Genomic DNA, 15,804 nt, shown 5'->3' with positions numbered 1-15,804 from the left:
TCATAGCTGCCCCCAGAACTGCTCTTCCTTGAACCTTTCCAGTAGTTGAAGCCTCTGCTCGAGGGTCGGCTCGGTTTCATCGCCGTGACCCGAGTCACGCCTTATCCATTCTTCTGGCAAAAGGGACGTGATCCTACCCCAGTCCGCCATAGCTGCGTCAAGCATAGGCAAATATTCCAGACGAGCGAGCAGTTCCCCGGTCTGGGTGCTTAGCTGGTCACGGAATACGTGGTACATCCTAAATTCCTCGCCTGTGAGGCCGATGTCGAAGGCTACGTTGTGGTCTATCACCATTAAGCCCCCAGATTGATCGAGGACTAAATTTACATTACCACCTAACGGGCCAAGGCCTCGATCGCCATTTCCAATCCACCAGTCAAATAGCAATACTCGCTTCTTTAATTCCGTGGGGATGTCGGGGACCTTTGCCCAGAGCAAGTCAGAGGCATTTTCAACCTGAAGAGACCCAAATGCGGGGCCACCTTCAAGATCCCTAACGTTATCCATGACGCTGAAGTCAATTAGCTCCTGAGGGATATCGATAATTCGCCATGGGGGTATCGGCAGCCCTAGGTGCGCACCTAATTCGGCAGCTAGCGCTTCAGACATGAGTCCACCCCCGAGAGCCCTAGAAAGGCCCTTGACGAAGTAAGTTTGGTCGTCATCTGCTCTAACAAGAAAAGGCTGAACCGAAATGCCCTGACTGCTTTGCCTTATGATTTCCTTTGCTGTGACACGTTCCGGCATAAGCAATCCCTGCGAAGCAAATAAAAGGTTGAAGAATGGAACTGGTCGGCCGCCAGCTCAAATCAGCGCGCGTACATACCCCACCAAAACACATGTCCGAGGATGCTGATCTGCTCATCCTGGATGTCCTGGAACGTGTAGTCTTCATCCGGGTGTTCTTCGCGGTTAAAGCTGCGCAGGCGAACACCTGACGGAAGTCTGTAGAGCTGCTTTACGCGCAACTGTCCATTGTGAATTAACGCGTACAGGTCGCCATCAGTGACATCGGAGATCGAGGTGATGCCGGTGTTGACTCCCACCGTAGCCCCATCTCTCAGTATCGGAAGCATGCTGTTGCCACGAATAGTCACGCATTTTGCATTCGAGAACTGGACACCGTTCTGACGAAGACTTCGCTTTCCGAACCGCAGGAAAGAATTAGAGCTTTCCTCAATGACGAAGCGGCCAGAGCCGGCGGCAAGCTCGACTTCACGAAGGAAGGGCACAGAAACTTCGTCATCATCGATAGGCGTGGAGTCATCCCAGAGAGCGATATCCTTTAGATCTGTGTGCTGAGATTCCGTCGCTGACTCAGCGACCAGTGACATATCTCGGACATTGTCCAAGTAGCCCTTCGGCAGGTCTTCGGCGGCCTCAATCCTGCGCGCGAGCTCATCCCCCAAGTTCCTGACCGGGTTTTTGGAGAGGATCTGGCTCAACACCGAAGACGATGTTCCCCATTTCTCCGCACATTCTTTTCGCTTTCTGTTGCCTGCGAGGGCTTCCAGGTTGCGCTTTCTGATCGCGTAAATATCCATGCGCTAATTATTGCAGCTCTTAGCTAAATGATAAATATTCTCCGAGCTAAACTCTTGCTTGCTAAATAATTTAGCTGGAGGATAAACTCTGTGCGAGATAAACGGAGAATACCCATGACCACCCAAATGCAAGAGTGGCTCAAGAAGGCGGCCGCACCTGAGCGCGGTCGAGTTGCGGCAGCGGCAGGCACCAGCGTCGGCTACCTCTACCAAATTGCGGGCGGTCATCGGAAGCCTTCACTGGAGCTTTCGAAAAAGCTTCAAGCCGCAACAAGTGGAGATCTGACCATGTCCGGCCTGCGGCCCGATCTGTACGAGCTTCTCACCGAATCAAAACCCCAAGTAGCCGCCTGACAGCCAGCACCGTCGCTGACCCGTTGAAGCCAGATTAGAAGAGAGTAGTCCCCATGAAAACGTCGAACTTGCGACACGAAACACGCGATGCGGTTTTGGTCGCGATTGCGCGCGACATGATCGCTCGGACGAGCATGAGTCAGGACGGCTTTGCAGAGCAGCTCAACCATCAGCTCTTTGACCGTGCGCCGGAGCGCTGCAAGGAAAAGGGCTTTCCTGATCTGCAGGGGATGACCAAAACCGCAGACATGCAGGCTTACGGTCGCGCCTTCAAGGCGTGGAGTAAGCGTGTTGAGCGCTGGCTCGATGACAGTGGTGACCGCATTGAAATCCCTTCGTGGATTGAAGAGTCGTGGGTCGGCGCTCTCGATCAGCCTTGGCGCGACCGCGCACTTATCGAGCTATCGAGCCGTTATGGCCTTCTCGCTGTGAAGCAGATCGGGTCGAACATCGATGACGCCCTTCAGGTGTTTGCAGGAATATCGACAAGCTTCGGTCTTGTCGCTGGCCTGGGCGGAAAGGTTTTCGCGGACGGTGTGTTTGACCACAAAGACAAAGGCTACGCCGGATCTTTCGAATCCTTCTGCCGTTCACTTGCCGCGCACGCGGTTGCTATGGCTGATCGAGCAGCCATTGTGGGTTCGCAGGTTCACTAAATTCGAGGCACAAAAAAGCCGGGACGCAATCCCGGCTTTTTCAACAGCAACACAACTTGTGGAATCGAGTATGCACACACAACTCAACACCGGCAATACCCAGACCAATGTCGCGACACGTTTTGTTAATTCCAAAAACGTGTCGCGGACCGAAATCGTCAGCCTTGTAGATGGCGAGGCGGTGACAGCTACTCTCGCCATCGCGGCAGGGTGCGAAGTGGATCATGCCAGCGTCATCAAACTGGTCCGTACCTACCAGTCCGATCTTCAAGAGTTCGGACTTCTGGATTTCAAATCCGAAAGTACAGGAGGGCGCCCCACAGAATTCGCCTACCTCAACGAGCAGCAGTCGACGCTGATCCTTACCTATATGCGCAACAGCACGATTGTTCGCGAGTTCAAAAAACGCCTCGTTAAAGACTTCTGGCGCCTGGTTCACACCAAGCCAACCTTCGATTATGCCGCCGCTCTGAGCGACCCGCGCACTTTGCTGGCCTTGCTCACCGACAACGTGAAGAAGGTCGTCGCCCTAGAAGCGGACAACACCGAGCTTTCCCACGAAAATTTGATGCTCGAGCAGAAGGTCGCCGCCGACGCGCCGAAGACAGCTTTTTTCGACGTAGTGACCGTCACTCACGAAATCTACTCGGTGGCCGAGGCCGCAAAGCTGATCGGCACTGGTCAGAACCGCCTGATGGCGTTCCTGCGTCAGCGCCGCTGGGTCACCATCCGGAAAAACGAACCGATGCAAGGCCCGATTGAATCCGGCTACCTGACCGCGAAGCTCAGCACCTTCGAACACCCCGAGAACGGCAAGACGATCGTTTCCACTCCACGGGTAACCGGTAAGGGGCTGACCAAGCTCCAGACGCTGTGGGCGCGCCGTGAAGCCGATCTGCTCGGAGGTGCGCTGTGATTACTACTGAACGCCTTCAACTGTCCCTTCGCGTTGCCGATCGCGCAATGGCCCATCAGCGTGCCATTGACGATCTGGCTGAAGCCCATCGCCGCCTGGATCAAGGCTATGTCGACTTCTTCGAAGAGCACGGCCGCCCATTTGAAGATCGCCGCCCGATCAATCCCGAAATCGAAGAGTTCCTTCCGGTCATCGAAGCGACTCGCCACCTCTATATCGCCCGCTGCAACGCCCTCCAAACCGCCAACACAGCCAAGCGCAAGCTCAAACTGGCCGTTCGTGCTGTCGAGCGTTACGACGCGGCCACCATCCAACAGGAGGCCGCTTGAGCACCGTAATCATGAGTCTTTGCTGGCCTTTGCAGGGCATGACCTGCACGCAGAAGTCCGTACTGATTTCGCTGTCGGACAACGCGAACGATGAGGGAGTTTGTTGGCCGTCAGTAGCCAAGATTGCTATCCGCACCTGCCTTTCTGAGCGGGCAGTGCAGGGGGCCATCAAGTGGCTGTGCTCAGTTGGGATTCTGTCGGTGCGTGAACGCATGGGCCGGTCGACCATGTACACCATAACCCCCGCAGCATATGCACCCCCGCAGAAGATGCACCCCGCAGATAATGCTGAGGCACCCCCGCAAGTGATGCGCCACCCCCCCGCAGCAGCTGCACCCAGAACCGTAATAGAACCGCCACTGAACCCAAAGTAGAACCGCAATCTTCTTTGCCAGCCCTGATCGGGCAGCCCACCGGCGAACTGGTGAACCTGGACGATGCGAAGCGTGCCAAGCAGAAACTCGAGAATGAGCGGCAGGAGGCTTGTCGGGGGATTTGGACTTCCTACGCCGCGGCATACTTCGAGCGCTACAAGACCGAGCCTGTCCGCAACGCTCGAGTCAACACACAGATCAACGACCTGCTGAAGCGTCTCGGCGCCGAAGAGGCTCGCTACGTCGCGGCCTACTACGTTTCGATCAACGACTCGTACCTGATCCGCTCCTGCCACGACATTGGCTCGCTCCTGGCGAAGGCGGAGTCATACCGAACCCAGTGGGCCACGAACACACAGGTCAACAGTGTGACGGCCCGGCAGATGGAAAGCACTCAGGCGAACCTGAGCGCGGCCGATCAGGCCAAGGCAATTATCCTGAACGGAGGTACGCAGAATGCTTTCCTCCGTCGATAAATTGAGTCTTGTTGATGCTCTGTGTGCGACCGCTGAGGCAATGGGCACGGCGTTGAGCGGCCCGACTGCGGCGATGATGGCGGGTGATTTGGAAGTCTACGACGTAGGGCCACTGATTGATGCGCTTCAGGCCTGCCGCCGCGAACTGACAGGAAAACTGACCCTTGCTGCCATTCTCCAGCGCGTTCAGGCCGCCGATGGCCGTCCGGGGAAAGACGAGGCCTGGTCTATCGCACTGACCGCAGGCGACGAATCCGAAACAGTCGTGATGACCGCCGAGATTCGCCAAGCGATGGTCGCGGCACAGCCGGTCTTGAGTCGTCGGGATGTGGTCGGTGCCCGAATGGCATTCAACAGTGCTTACGAGCGTCTGGTGTCTGCTGCCCGGGCTGAAGCCAAACCGACCACTTGGAGCGTTTCCCTCGGCCTCGATCCTGCGCGCCGTGTTACAGCGATCGAGTCGGCAGTCCGTATGCAACTGATCACCCAGCAGGCCGGTACCCAGTACTTGGCTGACCTTCGCATCCCGCCCATCACCACGGATGGCCAGGCCATAGCCGGGCTCATCACAGGTTCCACCACGGAGCCGTCACCGCACTTGCGAGAGAAGCTCGCCGAAGTGCGCCAGATCGTTGATGCGGCAAAGGCGCGGCAGAAGCGCGAGCGACTCAAGAAGGCTCAGGCAGATCGGGTCGACACATATCTTCGCAAGCGCAAGTTCCGTGCGGCCATCGTTGCTGCGCAACGCAAGGAGGCATCCCATGGGTAACGTAATCCTTAAACCGCGCCACTTCTGGTCAGCCGGCTCAAATCGCATTCGTGAAGTGTTCAAGGTCGCCTATCTGTTCGCCACCGAGCTTTCCGCCGTCGGCGCCGTCGAGATCATCGTCCGGCCCGTGAAGTCCCGTCGCACGCTGGAACAGAACGCCAAGCTCTGGGCAATGCTCGGCGACATCTCGCGCCAGGTGGAGTGGCCGGTCAACGGCCTGATGCAGCGCCTGGACAGCGAGGACTGGAAAGCGCTGATGACGGCGGCGGCCCGCCAAGAAATCCGCATGGCCCAGGGCGTTAATGGCGGGGTGGTGATGCTCGGCGTCAGCACCAAGCGCATGAGCATTCAGGAACTGGGCGACGTCATCGAATGCATGTACGTGTTCGGCGCCGAGAAGGGCGTCACCTGGAGCGAGCCGAAAGGGCAGATGCCTGAGCAGTGGGAGGCAGCTGCGTGATCAAGAAGTCAGGCATCGCTAAATCCCCGCGTGTGTTCCGGAAGAAGAAGTGCAAAAACGCCGAATGCAGGACCGAGTTTGTTCCGGTTAGAGAATTGCAGGCCGCCTGTGGCGTCCCGTGCGCCATTGCGATCACCAACGCCAACAAGGAGAAGGCCCGTAAATCACTGGCGCGCCAGGAGCGGGCAGAGATCCGCGAGAAGCGGGTAAAGCTCAAGACCCGGGCTCAGTACTTGAAGGAAACGCAGACCGTGTTCAACGAGTGGGTGAGGGCGCGTGACGCAGCCCTGCCATGCGTGAGTTGCGGCCGACACCACCAGGGTCAATGGCACGCCGGGCACTATCGCACCGTAGGAGCGAATCCGGAGCTTCGCTTCGAGCCGCTCAATGTCTGGAAACAGTGCGCACCCTGCAACAACCACAAATCCGGCGACATCGTGAATTACCGAATCACCCTGGTCCGGCGTATCGGCCTTGAACGTGTTGAGTGGCTGGAAGGCCCTCACGAAGCCAAGCGTTACACCATCCAGGATCTCAAGGAAATGAAGGCCGAATACCGGGCCATGATCAGAGAACTGAAGGGGGTAGCATGAAGATAAATTCCGCGCGCCAGGCATGGCACGACTGCAACTACAACCCGGCCCCAGGCCAGACTTCGGATGCAGCAGAGTTGGGGGTTGTCGTACAGAAGACCGAGCGCGGCCCGACTGCAAATCCAGCGATCCACGGCGCACTGGCTGGTCATATTCAGTCAGCAATAGCGCGGCTCCACTTTCAGTTGCGCGCCTTCGGCAATGCCATGTACGCGGCCGAGCCGACCGGTGATGACAGGGAGGAGGCCGAAGAGGCCGTATTCAACCTGGCTTGCTCGTGGGTAGAGCGTATGACCGCCAGTAAGCGGGAGCGGGCCGAGTATGTCGCCAAGGGTGTGTTTCGTCGTTACCGGTACATGCACCAAGGAGGGCAGTCATCTAACCTTGATCCGCTGATCAAGCCAGAAGTGTTCCGCGCCTGGATGAAAGAGGAGTATGGGATCGAGCTTCCATCCGTTGCATGGGGCAGAGATTGGGCGCCTTTCGTGCAGCTTTGTTTCGATGCCTGTCACGACATTGATGCTCGTGCTTTAAGCCCAATTGGCGGTGTAATTTACAAGATGAAACAGGCTGCTTGACTTCCCGCACGGCTGAGGGCATGATTTCCCCATAGTTAGTATTTTGCCTTCGGCAAGTTACTCAAGAAGCCGGCCACTAAGCCGGTTTTTTTATGCCCGCCAGAAAGCCAAAGGCCCCGACAAGTTCGGGGCTTTTTGTTACCTAAATAAAGCAATTTGCAAAAGGAATTTGCAGATGTTGAAAGAATGCAGATGTGGAAATTGCAAACGACTTCTCGCCCGAGTGGGTGAGTTTACCGAGCTCCAGATCAAATGTTCCCGATGCGGGACGTTGAATCATGAGAAGGCCACGAGCCTCGAGCGATCGCCTTTGAGCGACATGAAAGCGGAATCCTCCGCGAACAATCATTCGACTCTATAGGTACAAACATGAAAGTAATCAAAAACAGTTTTGCTCCGGTTGCACTGGCTGCTGCCTTACTGGCTTCGGGTAGCGCCGCTTTCGGCGCAGAGATGGTAGTGAACGGCAGCTTTGAAGCCCCTGGCTGCAGCAACGACTGCATCCTGAATACTCCTGCCCAAGCCGACTTCATCAATGGCTGGACGACCTTTCTGTCTGGTGTGGAGTACATGAATGTCAGAGCTGCGATCGGTAGCTCCGTGGCCGCTGATGGTGCGATGAGCGTTGACCTCGCCAACTACACCTATCTGAACGGCGGCGGCATTCAACAGAACATCAACACCGTTGTTGGGGCCCGCTACCGCTTGACCTTCAGCGCAGGCAACTCCAAGTATGTGAATCGCAGTGGCAACGGCATCATCAACGTCAAAGTGGCCGGACAAACGACTAGCTTCGACACTCCTGTCGCGACCAGTGATGCGACCGTCTGGGAAACCAAGACCTACGATTTCACTGCAACCACGCCTCAAACCACTCTGAGCTTCTGGAACGATCAAGATCCAAATGCTCACTTCGCCTTCATCGACAAGGTCAGTGTTGTTCCGCTCTAACTTGTTCTGCTGATCTAAGCAGAACTGGGACCTTGGCATTCTTCGAGGTCCTTACTTTTTCGGCTCCAGCGTACCCATAGCTCCGTGCAGAGTGCGCTGCTGGAGCTATCCAAATCCGCAGGGTAAGCCTGCACAAATTCATGACTCCCTGAAGGGGAGGAACCGAGATGCCAAACATGCCAGACAAACCAGACACATGGGCGATTGCGCTTGCGTGGTTGAGCCAGCATTCGCCGATCCTCTATGCGGCTGCGCTGTCCTGCGCGATGGCGGTCCTGCGCATCACTTACGGCGGCGGGACTCGTCGCCAGATGCTGGTGGAGGGCGCCATCTGCGGCGGCCTGACCCTGACCATCATCAGTGGGTTGGATTTCTTCGGACTGCCCCAGAGCATGGCCACCTTTGCCGGTGGCTGGGTTGGCTTCCTGGGTGTGGAGAAGATCCGCAACATCGCGGACCGGGTGACTGACTTTAAGCTGCCGAGCCGCAAGCCTGAATAATCCGCGACACGTTTCGTGAATCAGTAAATCGTGTCGCGACATTGGAGAAGGGCATGAGCAACGTTACCCGCCTGCGCCACGCTCTACCGATGAGCCCGGACATCAACAAGGCCATAGCCGATCTGGATAGCGCCATCGCCAAGGCGGTGAGTGATGCCAAGTCTGCCGGCCTACCTCAGGGCTTGGTCGTATCACTCTTGCACGGGCACGCCCAGGTGCAGACGAACATCATGGTGAGCTGACACGGGAATGCTCAGCAATCACGCTTTGATGGCGCTCGTCGTTTAACCGGTTGCATTCTGCATTTGCTTCTATGCGAGTTGGGTAGTTGGCTGGCAGCCTGCATTTGTCCTCGTTGTCATAAATGTTGAAGCCGATACGGTCGGTTGTGCAGTAGAAGCGCGATCCGTTGCGCGATGATCCTGTTTCCTTTGGAACTGCAGGGACAACAACGAATCTCGGAATCATGTTCTTCCCCTGTACTCCTCGAGCAATGTTGACCTTAAGGGATAGCGGCTACTGGCCACTGGATCAAGTGTGCGCCTTGAAAAACCGACGAGCAGTTTGATGAAACGAAACAGCATTCAGATGCAGGGGGGGCGAATGACGTTGAAGGTTATTGAATTCAAGCGCGAAGACTGGCAAGACGCCGTGAACACGCTGCGCAAGATCGCCGATGACCTTAAGTCGGGTGAGCGAAAAGCCTGTTCGGTTGGTGTGATCGGTATGCGCGCCGAGAGCGGTTGCATCGACGTGTTCGGGTTTGGCCCAAAGGCGGGCGATATGCAGTCGCTAGTCCTGTTCCGGCTGGGTGAGCAGAAGCTGATCGAAATTATTCTGGAAGACGCGGAAGGGTAAATGCGCGGCAGAGAGTAAGGGGTTTGGGCTACTTGATGTTGAGAGCAGCCTGGAGCCTATCTTCGTAGAGTGCTAGCTGTGAATAATCCAGTTGGTGCGTGATGTCAAAGCCCACCGCTGACCTTGCAATCAGGTCCTCAAGAGCACTGGTAACGACGTCCGCCGTTACTTGCAAGACGGTCAGACCAAAGCTGCTGTCTGCGATGATGAGATTTGGTAAGTCGTACATTCAGAATTCCAATATCAGCCTTTCATGTCATTTTGATATCAATATGCCATCCGCGCAATGGCCATTTATCGAGCTATCTATGACAACCAAACAACCCGACTGTGAGGCAATCGAATGCGCCTATCGGGAAATGTCGCAGCACATCACAACCATTCCGATCTCGGTCTTGTCGGTGCTAAATGGGATCTCGCCTAGCACTTCGAAGTCGAAGCCCTCGTAGAAGCGCCTCGCACTGGCGTTGGTTTTTAGTACGTCGAGCCAAATGAAATGCTCTTTACGATCTTCGGCAAGTTGGCGGATGAATTTCAGAAGCTGTTTCCCATAGCCTTTACCTGCTTGGGTCTTTAGGAAGTAAATTTTTTGGAGCTCCGCACCGGCCTTGCCGGAAATAGGCATCGGCTTCGACCAGTTAACCTTTGAGAACCCTACCGCTCTGTCGTCTTCATCGACGGCTATGAGCCAACAGTGATGTGCGGGTGCCCCTATCGACTCCTGAAGCGCCAGGACTGAAAAGTCTTCACTCAAGAAATGCTGCATGCCTGAGGGGGTCCAGATGTCGGAGAAGTGGTCTCGATACGTCTCTATGCCGATATCACGAAGTGCGTGGATATCTTCAGTGGTTGCCTCTCGAATTTTGATCACTGTCTCGCTCCTTGCGTTGAGTTGATCCCGACCAATACCCACAACGCTCCAGTATTTCAAGTATTAGGTAGCCCATGGACAGGCCACACCCCCCTGCGTCACTGCTTGAACTGTCTGACCTATCTGACTTCGGTATCCGCCTGACCCCAGCCCCAGAGATGTGGGAGTGGCTCCAAGCCGAGATCCTTGCCGACACCGGCAGCATTCACAACGAAGACCACGCCCATCTACTGGATGCAGACATCAGGATCATGTGGGCGTCCTCACACTTCGAGAAGCAGGGGCGCACAGTCCTGGGCCAGGCCGAGCAAGTAGCGTTCCGCGCTGGTGGTTGGCAGAAGGCTCGGATGGAACAACAGATGCGTGATTGGTTCGGCGATGTGCCGGCCTTCATCATCACACTGGCTGCCGATTACTGCTCGACCTGCAGCGATGCCGACTTCTGCGCGCTCATTGAGCACGAGTGCTATCACATAGCCCAAGCGACCGATAAGTACGGTCAGCCAGCCTTCACCGAAGAGGGCGCTCCCAAGCTGAAGCTGCGTGGACACGACGTCGAAGAGTTCGTCGGTGTGGTCCGCCGCTATGGCGCAAGTCCTGACGTACAAGCGTTGGTGGATGCAGCAAACAGTCCTGCTGAGGTGGGGAAATTGAACATATCGAGGGCCTGCGGAACCTGTCTGCTCAGATCGGCCTGACCCCTGACAGACCTAAGACGGAATTTACCCTATGGCAGCCCTGAACAATGAGGTGAAAGGCTTCATGGTTCAGGCCTTGGCGTGCTTTGACACTCCTTCGCAGGTTGCAGCTGCTGTCCGAGAAGAATTCGGCATCGAGGTCACCCGCCAGCAGTGTGAAGCCCAAGACCCGACCAAGCGTGCCGGGAGAGATCTGGCAAAGAAGTGGGTGACGCTGTTTCACGACACTCGCAAGCGCTTCCGCGAAGAGACGGCAGAGATCCCGATCGCGAACCGTGCCTTCCGCCTCCGCGCCATGAATCGGTTCGTAGAACGTGCCGAGACGATGAAAAACATCGGTTTGGCCATGCAGATTCTGGAACAGGCTGCGAAAGAAACCGGCGACATGTACGTCAACCGCAACCGCAAGGATGAGCCTGACGACGAGCCGGCAATCCCGACCCGCATCCAGGTCGACGTAGTGGATGCGAGGAAGCCGAATGCCGAGCCTTAACGTTCCGCAGTCGAAGTTCCTCCTGTTGCCCCACAAATTCCGCGCATTCGTTGCAGGGTTTGGCTCAGGCAAGACCTGGGTTGGATGCTCGGCGCTGTGCAAGCACTTCATGGAGTGGCCGGGCGTCAACGCTGGCTACTTCGCACCGACCTACCCGCAGATCCGGGACATCTTCTACCCAACGGTGGAAGAGGTTGCCTATGACTGGGGGCTGAAGACCAAGATCAACCAGGCGAACCATGAGGTTCACATTTACAGCGGCCGGCAGTATCGCGGCACTGTGATCTGCCGGTCGATGGAGAAGCCGCAGACGATTGTCGGTTTCAAGATTGGCCACGCCCTGGTGGATGAGCTGGACGTGTTGACGTCGATCAAGGCGCAGCAGGCTTGGCGCAAGATCATCGCCCGGATGCGCTACAACTTGCCCGGGCTGAAGAATGGGGTGGACGTAACCACGACGCCGGAAGGCTTCAAGTTCGTCTTCCTGCAATTCGTGAAGCAGCTCCGCGACAAGCCGAAGCTGAATGAGATGTACGGCCTGGTGCAGGCCAGCACGTTCGACAACGAGCTGAACCTGCCAAGCGACTACATCGAATCGCTGATGGAGTCGTATCCACCACAGCTGATCCTCGCTTACCTGAACGGTCAGTTCGTCAACCTGACATCCGGTTCGATCTACCACACGTACAACCGCAAGCTGAACAGCTGCTTCGATACCGTGCAGCCAGGTGAGCCGCTGTTCATCGGCATGGACTTCAACGTCGGCAAGATGGCAGCAGTGACCCACGTCAAGCGTGACCAGGGTCTTCCCCGCGCAGTGGATGAGCTGATGGATGGCTACGACACGCCGGACATGATCCGCCGCATCAAGGAACGCTACTGGGAGCACACCGGCAACGACTACAAGAAGACCTGCGAGATCCGGATCTATCCGGACGCCTCGGGTGATTCGCGCAAGTCGGTCAATGCCAGCGTGACCGATATCGCCATGCTCAAGCAGGCTGGCTTCACAGTTATCGCTCCGGCGGCCAACCCGCCAGTCAAGGACCGAATCAACGCCATGAACGCCATGTTCTGCAATGCGCAGGGCGAGCGGCGTTACCTAGTCAACCCGTTCACATGCCCGACTTACGCCGACGGCCTTGAGCAGCAGATCTGGGCGCCCAACGGCGAGCCGGATAAGAGCCAGGGCAACGACCACGCCAACGACGGCGGTGGTTACTTCATTCACCGCGAGTACCCGATTATCAAACCGGTCACCGCTATCAAAATGGGATACGCCCGATGAGCAACGACGTCTCCTTCAAGCGGGCGGACTACATCGAAGTGCTGGACCGTTGGGCAACTGTGCGTGATGTTTGCGCCGGCCAGCACCGGGTTGTTTCTCGATTGCCGTACATCAACGCGCACGACAAGTCGCCGGAAAACGTCGATCGGAACAAGGCCTACCGTGAGCGGGCAGTGTTCAAGAACGCCACCGGCCACACACGCAACGGCTTGCTTGGCTTGGCCTTCCACAAAGACCCGACGCTCACCGCGCCAAAGAAGTTGGAGTACTTGCAGGACAACGCCAACGGCTCCGGGGTGAGCATCTACCAGCACTCGCAAGGCACGCTGGAAAAGGTGCTCGAGGCAGGTCGTCACGGCCTGTACGTCGATTACCATCAGGACAAAGGCGTCGGCGGCCATTCGGTGATCCTGTCGTACTGCGCCGAGGACATCATCAACTGGCGCACCGGCATGGTGGATGGTCACAACGTGCTGACTCTGGTCGTGCTGCGAGAGATGTTAGAGATCGAGGATGGCTTCGGGTTCAAGGCTATCGAGCAGTTCCGTGAGCTTGCGCTTGAGGTTGATGGCTTTGTCTGTCGAGTCTGGCGCCGCTCTGGCCCAAGAGGTGGCGGCCCACTTGAGGTTACGGACACATTCACCCCGGAAGGCATTACGGGGCGCCTCAAGGAAATCCCGTTCACCTTTGTCGGCGCACAGAACAACGATCCAACTATCGACGAATCGCCGCTGTACGACATCGCGATGATCAATCTGGGCCATTACCGCAACAGTGCTGACTACGAAGACAGCGTCTTCTGGTGTGGCCAGGCTCAACCGTGGATCTCCGGTTTGGATGAGCAGTGGCGCGACTGGATGGAGAAGAACGGCGTTTACGTCGGTTCTCGGGCGCCGATGATGCTTCCGGTCGGCGGCGCCTTCGGCTATGCGCAACCACTACCGAACACACTTGTCAGGGAGGCAATGAACGACAAGAACCAGATGATGATCGAGCTGGGCGCCCGCATGGTCGTTGCGTCCCTTGCAGCCAAAACGGCTACCGAGTCCCGCGGCGATCAGTCTGCGTCAACCTCGGTGCTGGCCGGTTGCGTGGCCAACGTCAGCGAGGCCTATACCCGGGCGATTATGTGGTGCGGCCTTTACATGGGCATCACCGACAAAGTCGCGTACCAGGTCAATCAGGAGTTCGTCGAGCTGACGGCTGATCCGCAGATGATCACGGCCTTGGTTGGCTTGTGGCAGAACGGTGGATTTGCGAAGGCGGACCTGCGGGCCTATTTGCGCAAGCTGGGCTTGATTGCCCCAGAGCGCACAGACCAGCAGATCGACGGCGAGCTTCAAGAGCAGAGCGATGGCCTGGGCCTGGATGACGAGGTAACACCAAATGGCGGCAAACCAAGCGATCCTTGACGCCACGATCCGGCATGCGGTCTTCCTTGAAAAGCTGAAGGCGGGGGAGGTCGGCAAGTTCGCGCCGTTTCTCAAGGAGATTGACCGCTCGATCCGGGACCGGCTCACTCAGTCGGACCTGACTGAGTACAACGTCAAACGGCTTGAAGCGCTGCTGAAGGAGGTCGACAGCCTGCTGCTGGGCATCTTCGATCGCTACAGCGTGCAGCTGAATCTCGATCTGATCGACATTGCCAACTACGAGGCTGAGTTCGAGGCGACGAGCCTAGCCAGGTCCGCGCCAGTTGGTGTGTCGCTGGACGTTGCGGCGCCGACGGCGGTAGCCATCAGGGCGGCGGTGCTGACGAACCCGCTCAGCGTGCGCGGCACTGGCGGCGGGAAGCTACTGAAGTCGTTCATCAAGGGTTGGACCACTGCGGAGCGGGAGCGCGTTATCGGCACGATCCGGCAGGGCTTCTTCGAAGGTCAGACGAACTTTCAGGTCATTCGCAACATTCGCGGCACCAAGGCGGCGGGGTACAAAGACGGCATCCTGGCAACGACCAATCGCAACGCCAGCACCGTTGTACACACGGCGATTCAGCATGTGTCCTCCCAAGCGCGCATGGAGGTGGCCAAAGCCAATACGGATATCGTTTCCGAAGTTGAAATGGTCGCCACGCTGGACAGCAAGACCAGCCAGCAATGTCGCTCGATGGATAAACGGCGGTTCCCGGTTGATTCCGGCCCTCGGCCACCGTTTCACCCGAACTGCCGCACCACGTTCGTTTTGCTCACCAAACTCAGCGAGATGTTCGCCAAGGGCGCTACACGGGCTTCGGTGGGAGCTGATGGCGCAGGCCAGGTCAGCGCGAGCCTCGACTATTACCACTGGCTTCAGCAGCAGCCTGCGTCCTTTCAGGATGTCGCGATCGGGCCTGTTCGGGCGAAGCTATTCCGCGAGGGCGGCCTGAGTGTTCAGCGTTTCGCCGAGCTTCAACTTGATCGCAACTTTGCACCGCTGACGCTGGTGGAAATGAAAGGGCTTGAGCCGCTGGCATTCGAGCGAGCAGGGATCTGAGTCACTCACATTTTTGGCGCTGTTTATCCAGTGCGTTCAGCGCATCGTAAAAGGCGGAGTGCCACTTTCCAAAGGATTCATCGATTGTCCCCATTGCGGCGTCCTCGTCTAGCTTGTGCATTGAGGCGAGAGATCCCGCTCGAACTGAGTTGGAAATCATGATTGACCTGAGTCCAAGTTCCGGCGGGGCATATGCAGCCATTACAACCCCCGCCTTGATGAGCGGGCCAGCATTCTCTGCAAGCTCACGAGCGGTTGAGGTTTTTGGAAAAATTGAATAATTGAGCATGTCGCCCATTGCGGCAAGAAAAGCCTCACCTTTCTCCCGGAGAAGTTTTTCCTGTGTGTCTATCCGTTGAATACAAGCGCTTTTCTGACTCAGGGATGCCGTTTGATAGCTGGTTAGCCAGGTGAAGGTACTTGTGGCGAAGACTCCAATCAGCGTGCATGCGACGGGAAATATGATGCTGAATTTACTGGTGATAGCTGCTTCGCTCATTGGATTCCTATCCGAAAACTCGCTTTGCTAAGCGATAGTAAAACCGAGATTCTAATTAAATACGCCCGCACTTAGCGGGTTTTTTTGTGCCCGCAAAGCGGGTAAACCAAGCCCAAGGGGTGCAT

General features: G+C 56.8%; 25 protein-coding genes. 20 read left to right on the top strand and 5 right to left on the bottom strand.

Features of this window, described 5'->3' with window-relative positions; genetic code table 11:
- Positions 1-747 carry a HipA family kinase gene (locus AC1MEW_RS25960; RefSeq protein WP_480424119.1) on the bottom strand — a complete coding sequence of 249 codons (747 nt, stop codon included), beginning with the start codon at positions 745-747 and terminating at the stop codon, positions 1-3.
- Positions 748-809: 62 nt separating this feature from the next.
- A complete protein-coding gene (locus tag AC1MEW_RS25955) occupies positions 810-1,544 on the bottom strand; it encodes a S24 family peptidase (protein WP_480424117.1) in 735 nt (244 codons plus the stop codon).
- Positions 1,545-1,658: 114 nt separating this feature from the next.
- On the opposite strand from AC1MEW_RS25955, the gene AC1MEW_RS25950 reads away from it, so the two are divergent.
- The 15 genes from AC1MEW_RS25950 (at position 1,659) to AC1MEW_RS25880 (ending at position 9,358) form a co-directional block, all read left to right on the top strand.
- Positions 1,659-1,898: a hypothetical protein gene (locus AC1MEW_RS25950; RefSeq protein ID WP_480424116.1), complete on the top strand. Its 240-nt coding sequence runs from the start codon at positions 1,659-1,661 to the stop codon at positions 1,896-1,898.
- A 53-nt stretch (positions 1,899-1,951) separates the two neighbouring features.
- A complete protein-coding gene (locus AC1MEW_RS25945; RefSeq protein WP_480424114.1) occupies positions 1,952-2,554 on the top strand; it encodes a hypothetical protein in 603 nt (200 codons plus the stop codon).
- A gap of 70 nt (positions 2,555-2,624) precedes the next feature.
- Complete coding sequence (locus AC1MEW_RS25940; RefSeq protein WP_480424112.1) at positions 2,625-3,470, top strand: phage antirepressor KilAC domain-containing protein; 846 nt, start codon at positions 2,625-2,627, stop codon at positions 3,468-3,470.
- Complete coding sequence (locus AC1MEW_RS25935; RefSeq protein ID WP_480424110.1) at positions 3,467-3,799, top strand: hypothetical protein; 333 nt, start codon at positions 3,467-3,469, stop codon at positions 3,797-3,799. Before AC1MEW_RS25940 ends, AC1MEW_RS25935 begins: the two co-directional genes overlap by 4 nt.
- A gap of 11 nt (positions 3,800-3,810) precedes the next feature.
- Complete coding sequence (locus AC1MEW_RS25930) at positions 3,811-4,173, top strand: helix-turn-helix domain-containing protein (RefSeq protein ID WP_480427343.1); 363 nt, start codon at positions 3,811-3,813, stop codon at positions 4,171-4,173.
- Positions 4,174-4,187: 14 nt separating this feature from the next.
- Positions 4,188-4,649 carry a hypothetical protein gene (locus AC1MEW_RS25925; RefSeq protein ID WP_480424109.1) on the top strand — a complete coding sequence of 154 codons (462 nt, stop codon included), beginning with the start codon at positions 4,188-4,190 and terminating at the stop codon, positions 4,647-4,649.
- Positions 4,630-5,418: a hypothetical protein gene (locus tag AC1MEW_RS25920; protein WP_480424107.1), complete on the top strand. Its 789-nt coding sequence runs from the start codon at positions 4,630-4,632 to the stop codon at positions 5,416-5,418. The genes AC1MEW_RS25925 and AC1MEW_RS25920 overlap by 20 nt, the downstream gene beginning before the upstream one ends.
- Complete coding sequence (locus AC1MEW_RS25915) at positions 5,411-5,878, top strand: recombination protein NinB (RefSeq protein WP_480424106.1); 468 nt, start codon at positions 5,411-5,413, stop codon at positions 5,876-5,878. Before AC1MEW_RS25920 ends, AC1MEW_RS25915 begins: the two co-directional genes overlap by 8 nt.
- Positions 5,875-6,471 carry a recombination protein NinG gene (locus tag AC1MEW_RS25910; RefSeq protein ID WP_480423619.1) on the top strand — a complete coding sequence of 199 codons (597 nt, stop codon included), beginning with the start codon at positions 5,875-5,877 and terminating at the stop codon, positions 6,469-6,471. Before AC1MEW_RS25915 ends, AC1MEW_RS25910 begins: the two co-directional genes overlap by 4 nt.
- Positions 6,468-7,049: a hypothetical protein gene (locus tag AC1MEW_RS25905; protein ID WP_480423618.1), complete on the top strand. Its 582-nt coding sequence runs from the start codon at positions 6,468-6,470 to the stop codon at positions 7,047-7,049. Before AC1MEW_RS25910 ends, AC1MEW_RS25905 begins: the two co-directional genes overlap by 4 nt.
- 175 nt (positions 7,050-7,224) lie before the next feature.
- A complete protein-coding gene (locus AC1MEW_RS25900) occupies positions 7,225-7,410 on the top strand; it encodes a Com family DNA-binding transcriptional regulator (protein ID WP_480424104.1) in 186 nt (61 codons plus the stop codon).
- Positions 7,411-7,418: 8 nt separating this feature from the next.
- Entirely contained in the window at positions 7,419-8,000 is a 582-nt protein-coding gene (locus AC1MEW_RS25895) for a DUF642 domain-containing protein (RefSeq protein WP_480424102.1), read from the top strand.
- A gap of 167 nt (positions 8,001-8,167) precedes the next feature.
- Complete coding sequence (locus AC1MEW_RS25890; RefSeq protein ID WP_150634722.1) at positions 8,168-8,500, top strand: phage holin, lambda family; 333 nt, start codon at positions 8,168-8,170, stop codon at positions 8,498-8,500.
- A gap of 53 nt (positions 8,501-8,553) precedes the next feature.
- Complete coding sequence (locus AC1MEW_RS25885) at positions 8,554-8,742, top strand: hypothetical protein (protein WP_480424101.1); 189 nt, start codon at positions 8,554-8,556, stop codon at positions 8,740-8,742.
- 325 nt (positions 8,743-9,067) lie between these two features.
- Entirely contained in the window at positions 9,068-9,358 is a 291-nt protein-coding gene (locus AC1MEW_RS25880) for a hypothetical protein (RefSeq protein WP_480424100.1), read from the top strand.
- A 28-nt stretch (positions 9,359-9,386) separates the two neighbouring features.
- Here the strand turns inward: AC1MEW_RS25880 and AC1MEW_RS25875 are convergent, their stop codons facing one another.
- Positions 9,387-9,587 carry a hypothetical protein gene (locus AC1MEW_RS25875; protein WP_480424099.1) on the bottom strand — a complete coding sequence of 67 codons (201 nt, stop codon included), beginning with the start codon at positions 9,585-9,587 and terminating at the stop codon, positions 9,387-9,389.
- 120 nt (positions 9,588-9,707) lie between these two features.
- Positions 9,708-10,229: an N-acetyltransferase family protein gene (locus AC1MEW_RS25870; protein WP_480424098.1), complete on the bottom strand. Its 522-nt coding sequence runs from the start codon at positions 10,227-10,229 to the stop codon at positions 9,708-9,710.
- A 74-nt stretch (positions 10,230-10,303) separates the two neighbouring features.
- Between AC1MEW_RS25870 and AC1MEW_RS25865 the strand changes: the two genes are divergently transcribed.
- Genes AC1MEW_RS25865 through AC1MEW_RS25845 form a run of 5 tightly spaced genes read left to right on the top strand, consistent with a single transcriptional unit; the run spans position 10,304 to position 15,180 of the window.
- Entirely contained in the window at positions 10,304-10,927 is a 624-nt protein-coding gene (locus tag AC1MEW_RS25865; RefSeq protein ID WP_480424096.1) for a putative metallopeptidase, read from the top strand.
- Between the two features lie 31 nt (positions 10,928-10,958).
- Positions 10,959-11,420, top strand: a complete 462-nt coding sequence (locus tag AC1MEW_RS25860) for a DUF2280 domain-containing protein (RefSeq protein WP_429543889.1) — start codon at positions 10,959-10,961, stop codon at positions 11,418-11,420.
- Positions 11,407-12,708 (top strand): terminase large subunit domain-containing protein, encoded by a 1,302-nt coding sequence (locus tag AC1MEW_RS25855; RefSeq protein WP_480424095.1) that lies wholly within the window; start codon positions 11,407-11,409, stop codon positions 12,706-12,708. The genes AC1MEW_RS25860 and AC1MEW_RS25855 overlap by 14 nt, the downstream gene beginning before the upstream one ends.
- Positions 12,705-14,120: a DUF4055 domain-containing protein gene (locus AC1MEW_RS25850; protein WP_480424093.1), complete on the top strand. Its 1,416-nt coding sequence runs from the start codon at positions 12,705-12,707 to the stop codon at positions 14,118-14,120. The genes AC1MEW_RS25855 and AC1MEW_RS25850 overlap by 4 nt, the downstream gene beginning before the upstream one ends.
- Positions 14,095-15,180, top strand: coding sequence for a minor capsid protein (locus tag AC1MEW_RS25845; protein WP_480424092.1), 1,086 nt, complete (start codon positions 14,095-14,097; stop codon positions 15,178-15,180). Before AC1MEW_RS25850 ends, AC1MEW_RS25845 begins: the two co-directional genes overlap by 26 nt.
- A gap of 1 nt (position 15,181) precedes the next feature.
- Here AC1MEW_RS25845 and AC1MEW_RS25840 read toward each other — a convergent pair whose 3' ends face one another.
- Entirely contained in the window at positions 15,182-15,679 is a 498-nt protein-coding gene (locus AC1MEW_RS25840) for a hypothetical protein (protein WP_480424090.1), read from the bottom strand.
- Positions 15,680-15,804: the final 125 nt, after the last annotated feature.

Source organism: Pseudomonas sp. ASL4, from assembly GCF_056680395.1.
This window is presented reverse-complemented; position numbering and strand designations above follow the sequence as displayed.

Excerpts from the sequence above, each read along its gene's own strand:
- AC1MEW_RS25850 (WP_480424093.1), top strand. The coding sequence starts at position 12,705 with ATGAGCAACGACGTCTCCTTCAAGCGGGCGGACTACATCGAAGTGCTG.
- AC1MEW_RS25945 (WP_480424114.1), top strand. The coding sequence starts at position 1,952 with ATGAAAACGTCGAACTTGCGACACGAAACACGCGATGCGGTTTTGGTC.
- AC1MEW_RS25845 (WP_480424092.1), top strand. The coding sequence starts at position 14,095 with ATGGCGGCAAACCAAGCGATCCTTGACGCCACGATCCGGCATGCGGTC.
- AC1MEW_RS25885 (WP_480424101.1), top strand. The coding sequence starts at position 8,554 with ATGAGCAACGTTACCCGCCTGCGCCACGCTCTACCGATGAGCCCGGAC.
- AC1MEW_RS25895 (WP_480424102.1), top strand. The coding sequence starts at position 7,419 with ATGAAAGTAATCAAAAACAGTTTTGCTCCGGTTGCACTGGCTGCTGCC.
- AC1MEW_RS25865 (WP_480424096.1), top strand. The coding sequence starts at position 10,304 with ATGGACAGGCCACACCCCCCTGCGTCACTGCTTGAACTGTCTGACCTA.
- AC1MEW_RS25920 (WP_480424107.1), top strand. The coding sequence starts at position 4,630 with ATGCTTTCCTCCGTCGATAAATTGAGTCTTGTTGATGCTCTGTGTGCG.
- AC1MEW_RS25930 (WP_480427343.1), top strand. The coding sequence starts at position 3,811 with ATGAGTCTTTGCTGGCCTTTGCAGGGCATGACCTGCACGCAGAAGTCC.
- AC1MEW_RS25875 (WP_480424099.1), bottom strand. The coding sequence starts at position 9,587 with ATGTACGACTTACCAAATCTCATCATCGCAGACAGCAGCTTTGGTCTG.
- AC1MEW_RS25855 (WP_480424095.1), top strand. The coding sequence starts at position 11,407 with ATGCCGAGCCTTAACGTTCCGCAGTCGAAGTTCCTCCTGTTGCCCCAC.
- AC1MEW_RS25955 (WP_480424117.1), bottom strand. The coding sequence starts at position 1,544 with ATGGATATTTACGCGATCAGAAAGCGCAACCTGGAAGCCCTCGCAGGC.
- AC1MEW_RS25880 (WP_480424100.1), top strand. The coding sequence starts at position 9,068 with ATGAAACGAAACAGCATTCAGATGCAGGGGGGGCGAATGACGTTGAAG.
- AC1MEW_RS25860 (WP_429543889.1), top strand. The coding sequence starts at position 10,959 with ATGGCAGCCCTGAACAATGAGGTGAAAGGCTTCATGGTTCAGGCCTTG.
- AC1MEW_RS25890 (WP_150634722.1), top strand. The coding sequence starts at position 8,168 with ATGCCAAACATGCCAGACAAACCAGACACATGGGCGATTGCGCTTGCG.
- AC1MEW_RS25840 (WP_480424090.1), bottom strand. The coding sequence starts at position 15,679 with ATGAGCGAAGCAGCTATCACCAGTAAATTCAGCATCATATTTCCCGTC.
- AC1MEW_RS25950 (WP_480424116.1), top strand. The coding sequence starts at position 1,659 with ATGACCACCCAAATGCAAGAGTGGCTCAAGAAGGCGGCCGCACCTGAG.
- AC1MEW_RS25900 (WP_480424104.1), top strand. The coding sequence starts at position 7,225 with ATGTTGAAAGAATGCAGATGTGGAAATTGCAAACGACTTCTCGCCCGA.
- AC1MEW_RS25960 (WP_480424119.1), bottom strand. The coding sequence starts at position 747 with ATGCCGGAACGTGTCACAGCAAAGGAAATCATAAGGCAAAGCAGTCAG.
- AC1MEW_RS25915 (WP_480424106.1), top strand. The coding sequence starts at position 5,411 with ATGGGTAACGTAATCCTTAAACCGCGCCACTTCTGGTCAGCCGGCTCA.
- AC1MEW_RS25940 (WP_480424112.1), top strand. The coding sequence starts at position 2,625 with ATGCACACACAACTCAACACCGGCAATACCCAGACCAATGTCGCGACA.
- AC1MEW_RS25905 (WP_480423618.1), top strand. The coding sequence starts at position 6,468 with ATGAAGATAAATTCCGCGCGCCAGGCATGGCACGACTGCAACTACAAC.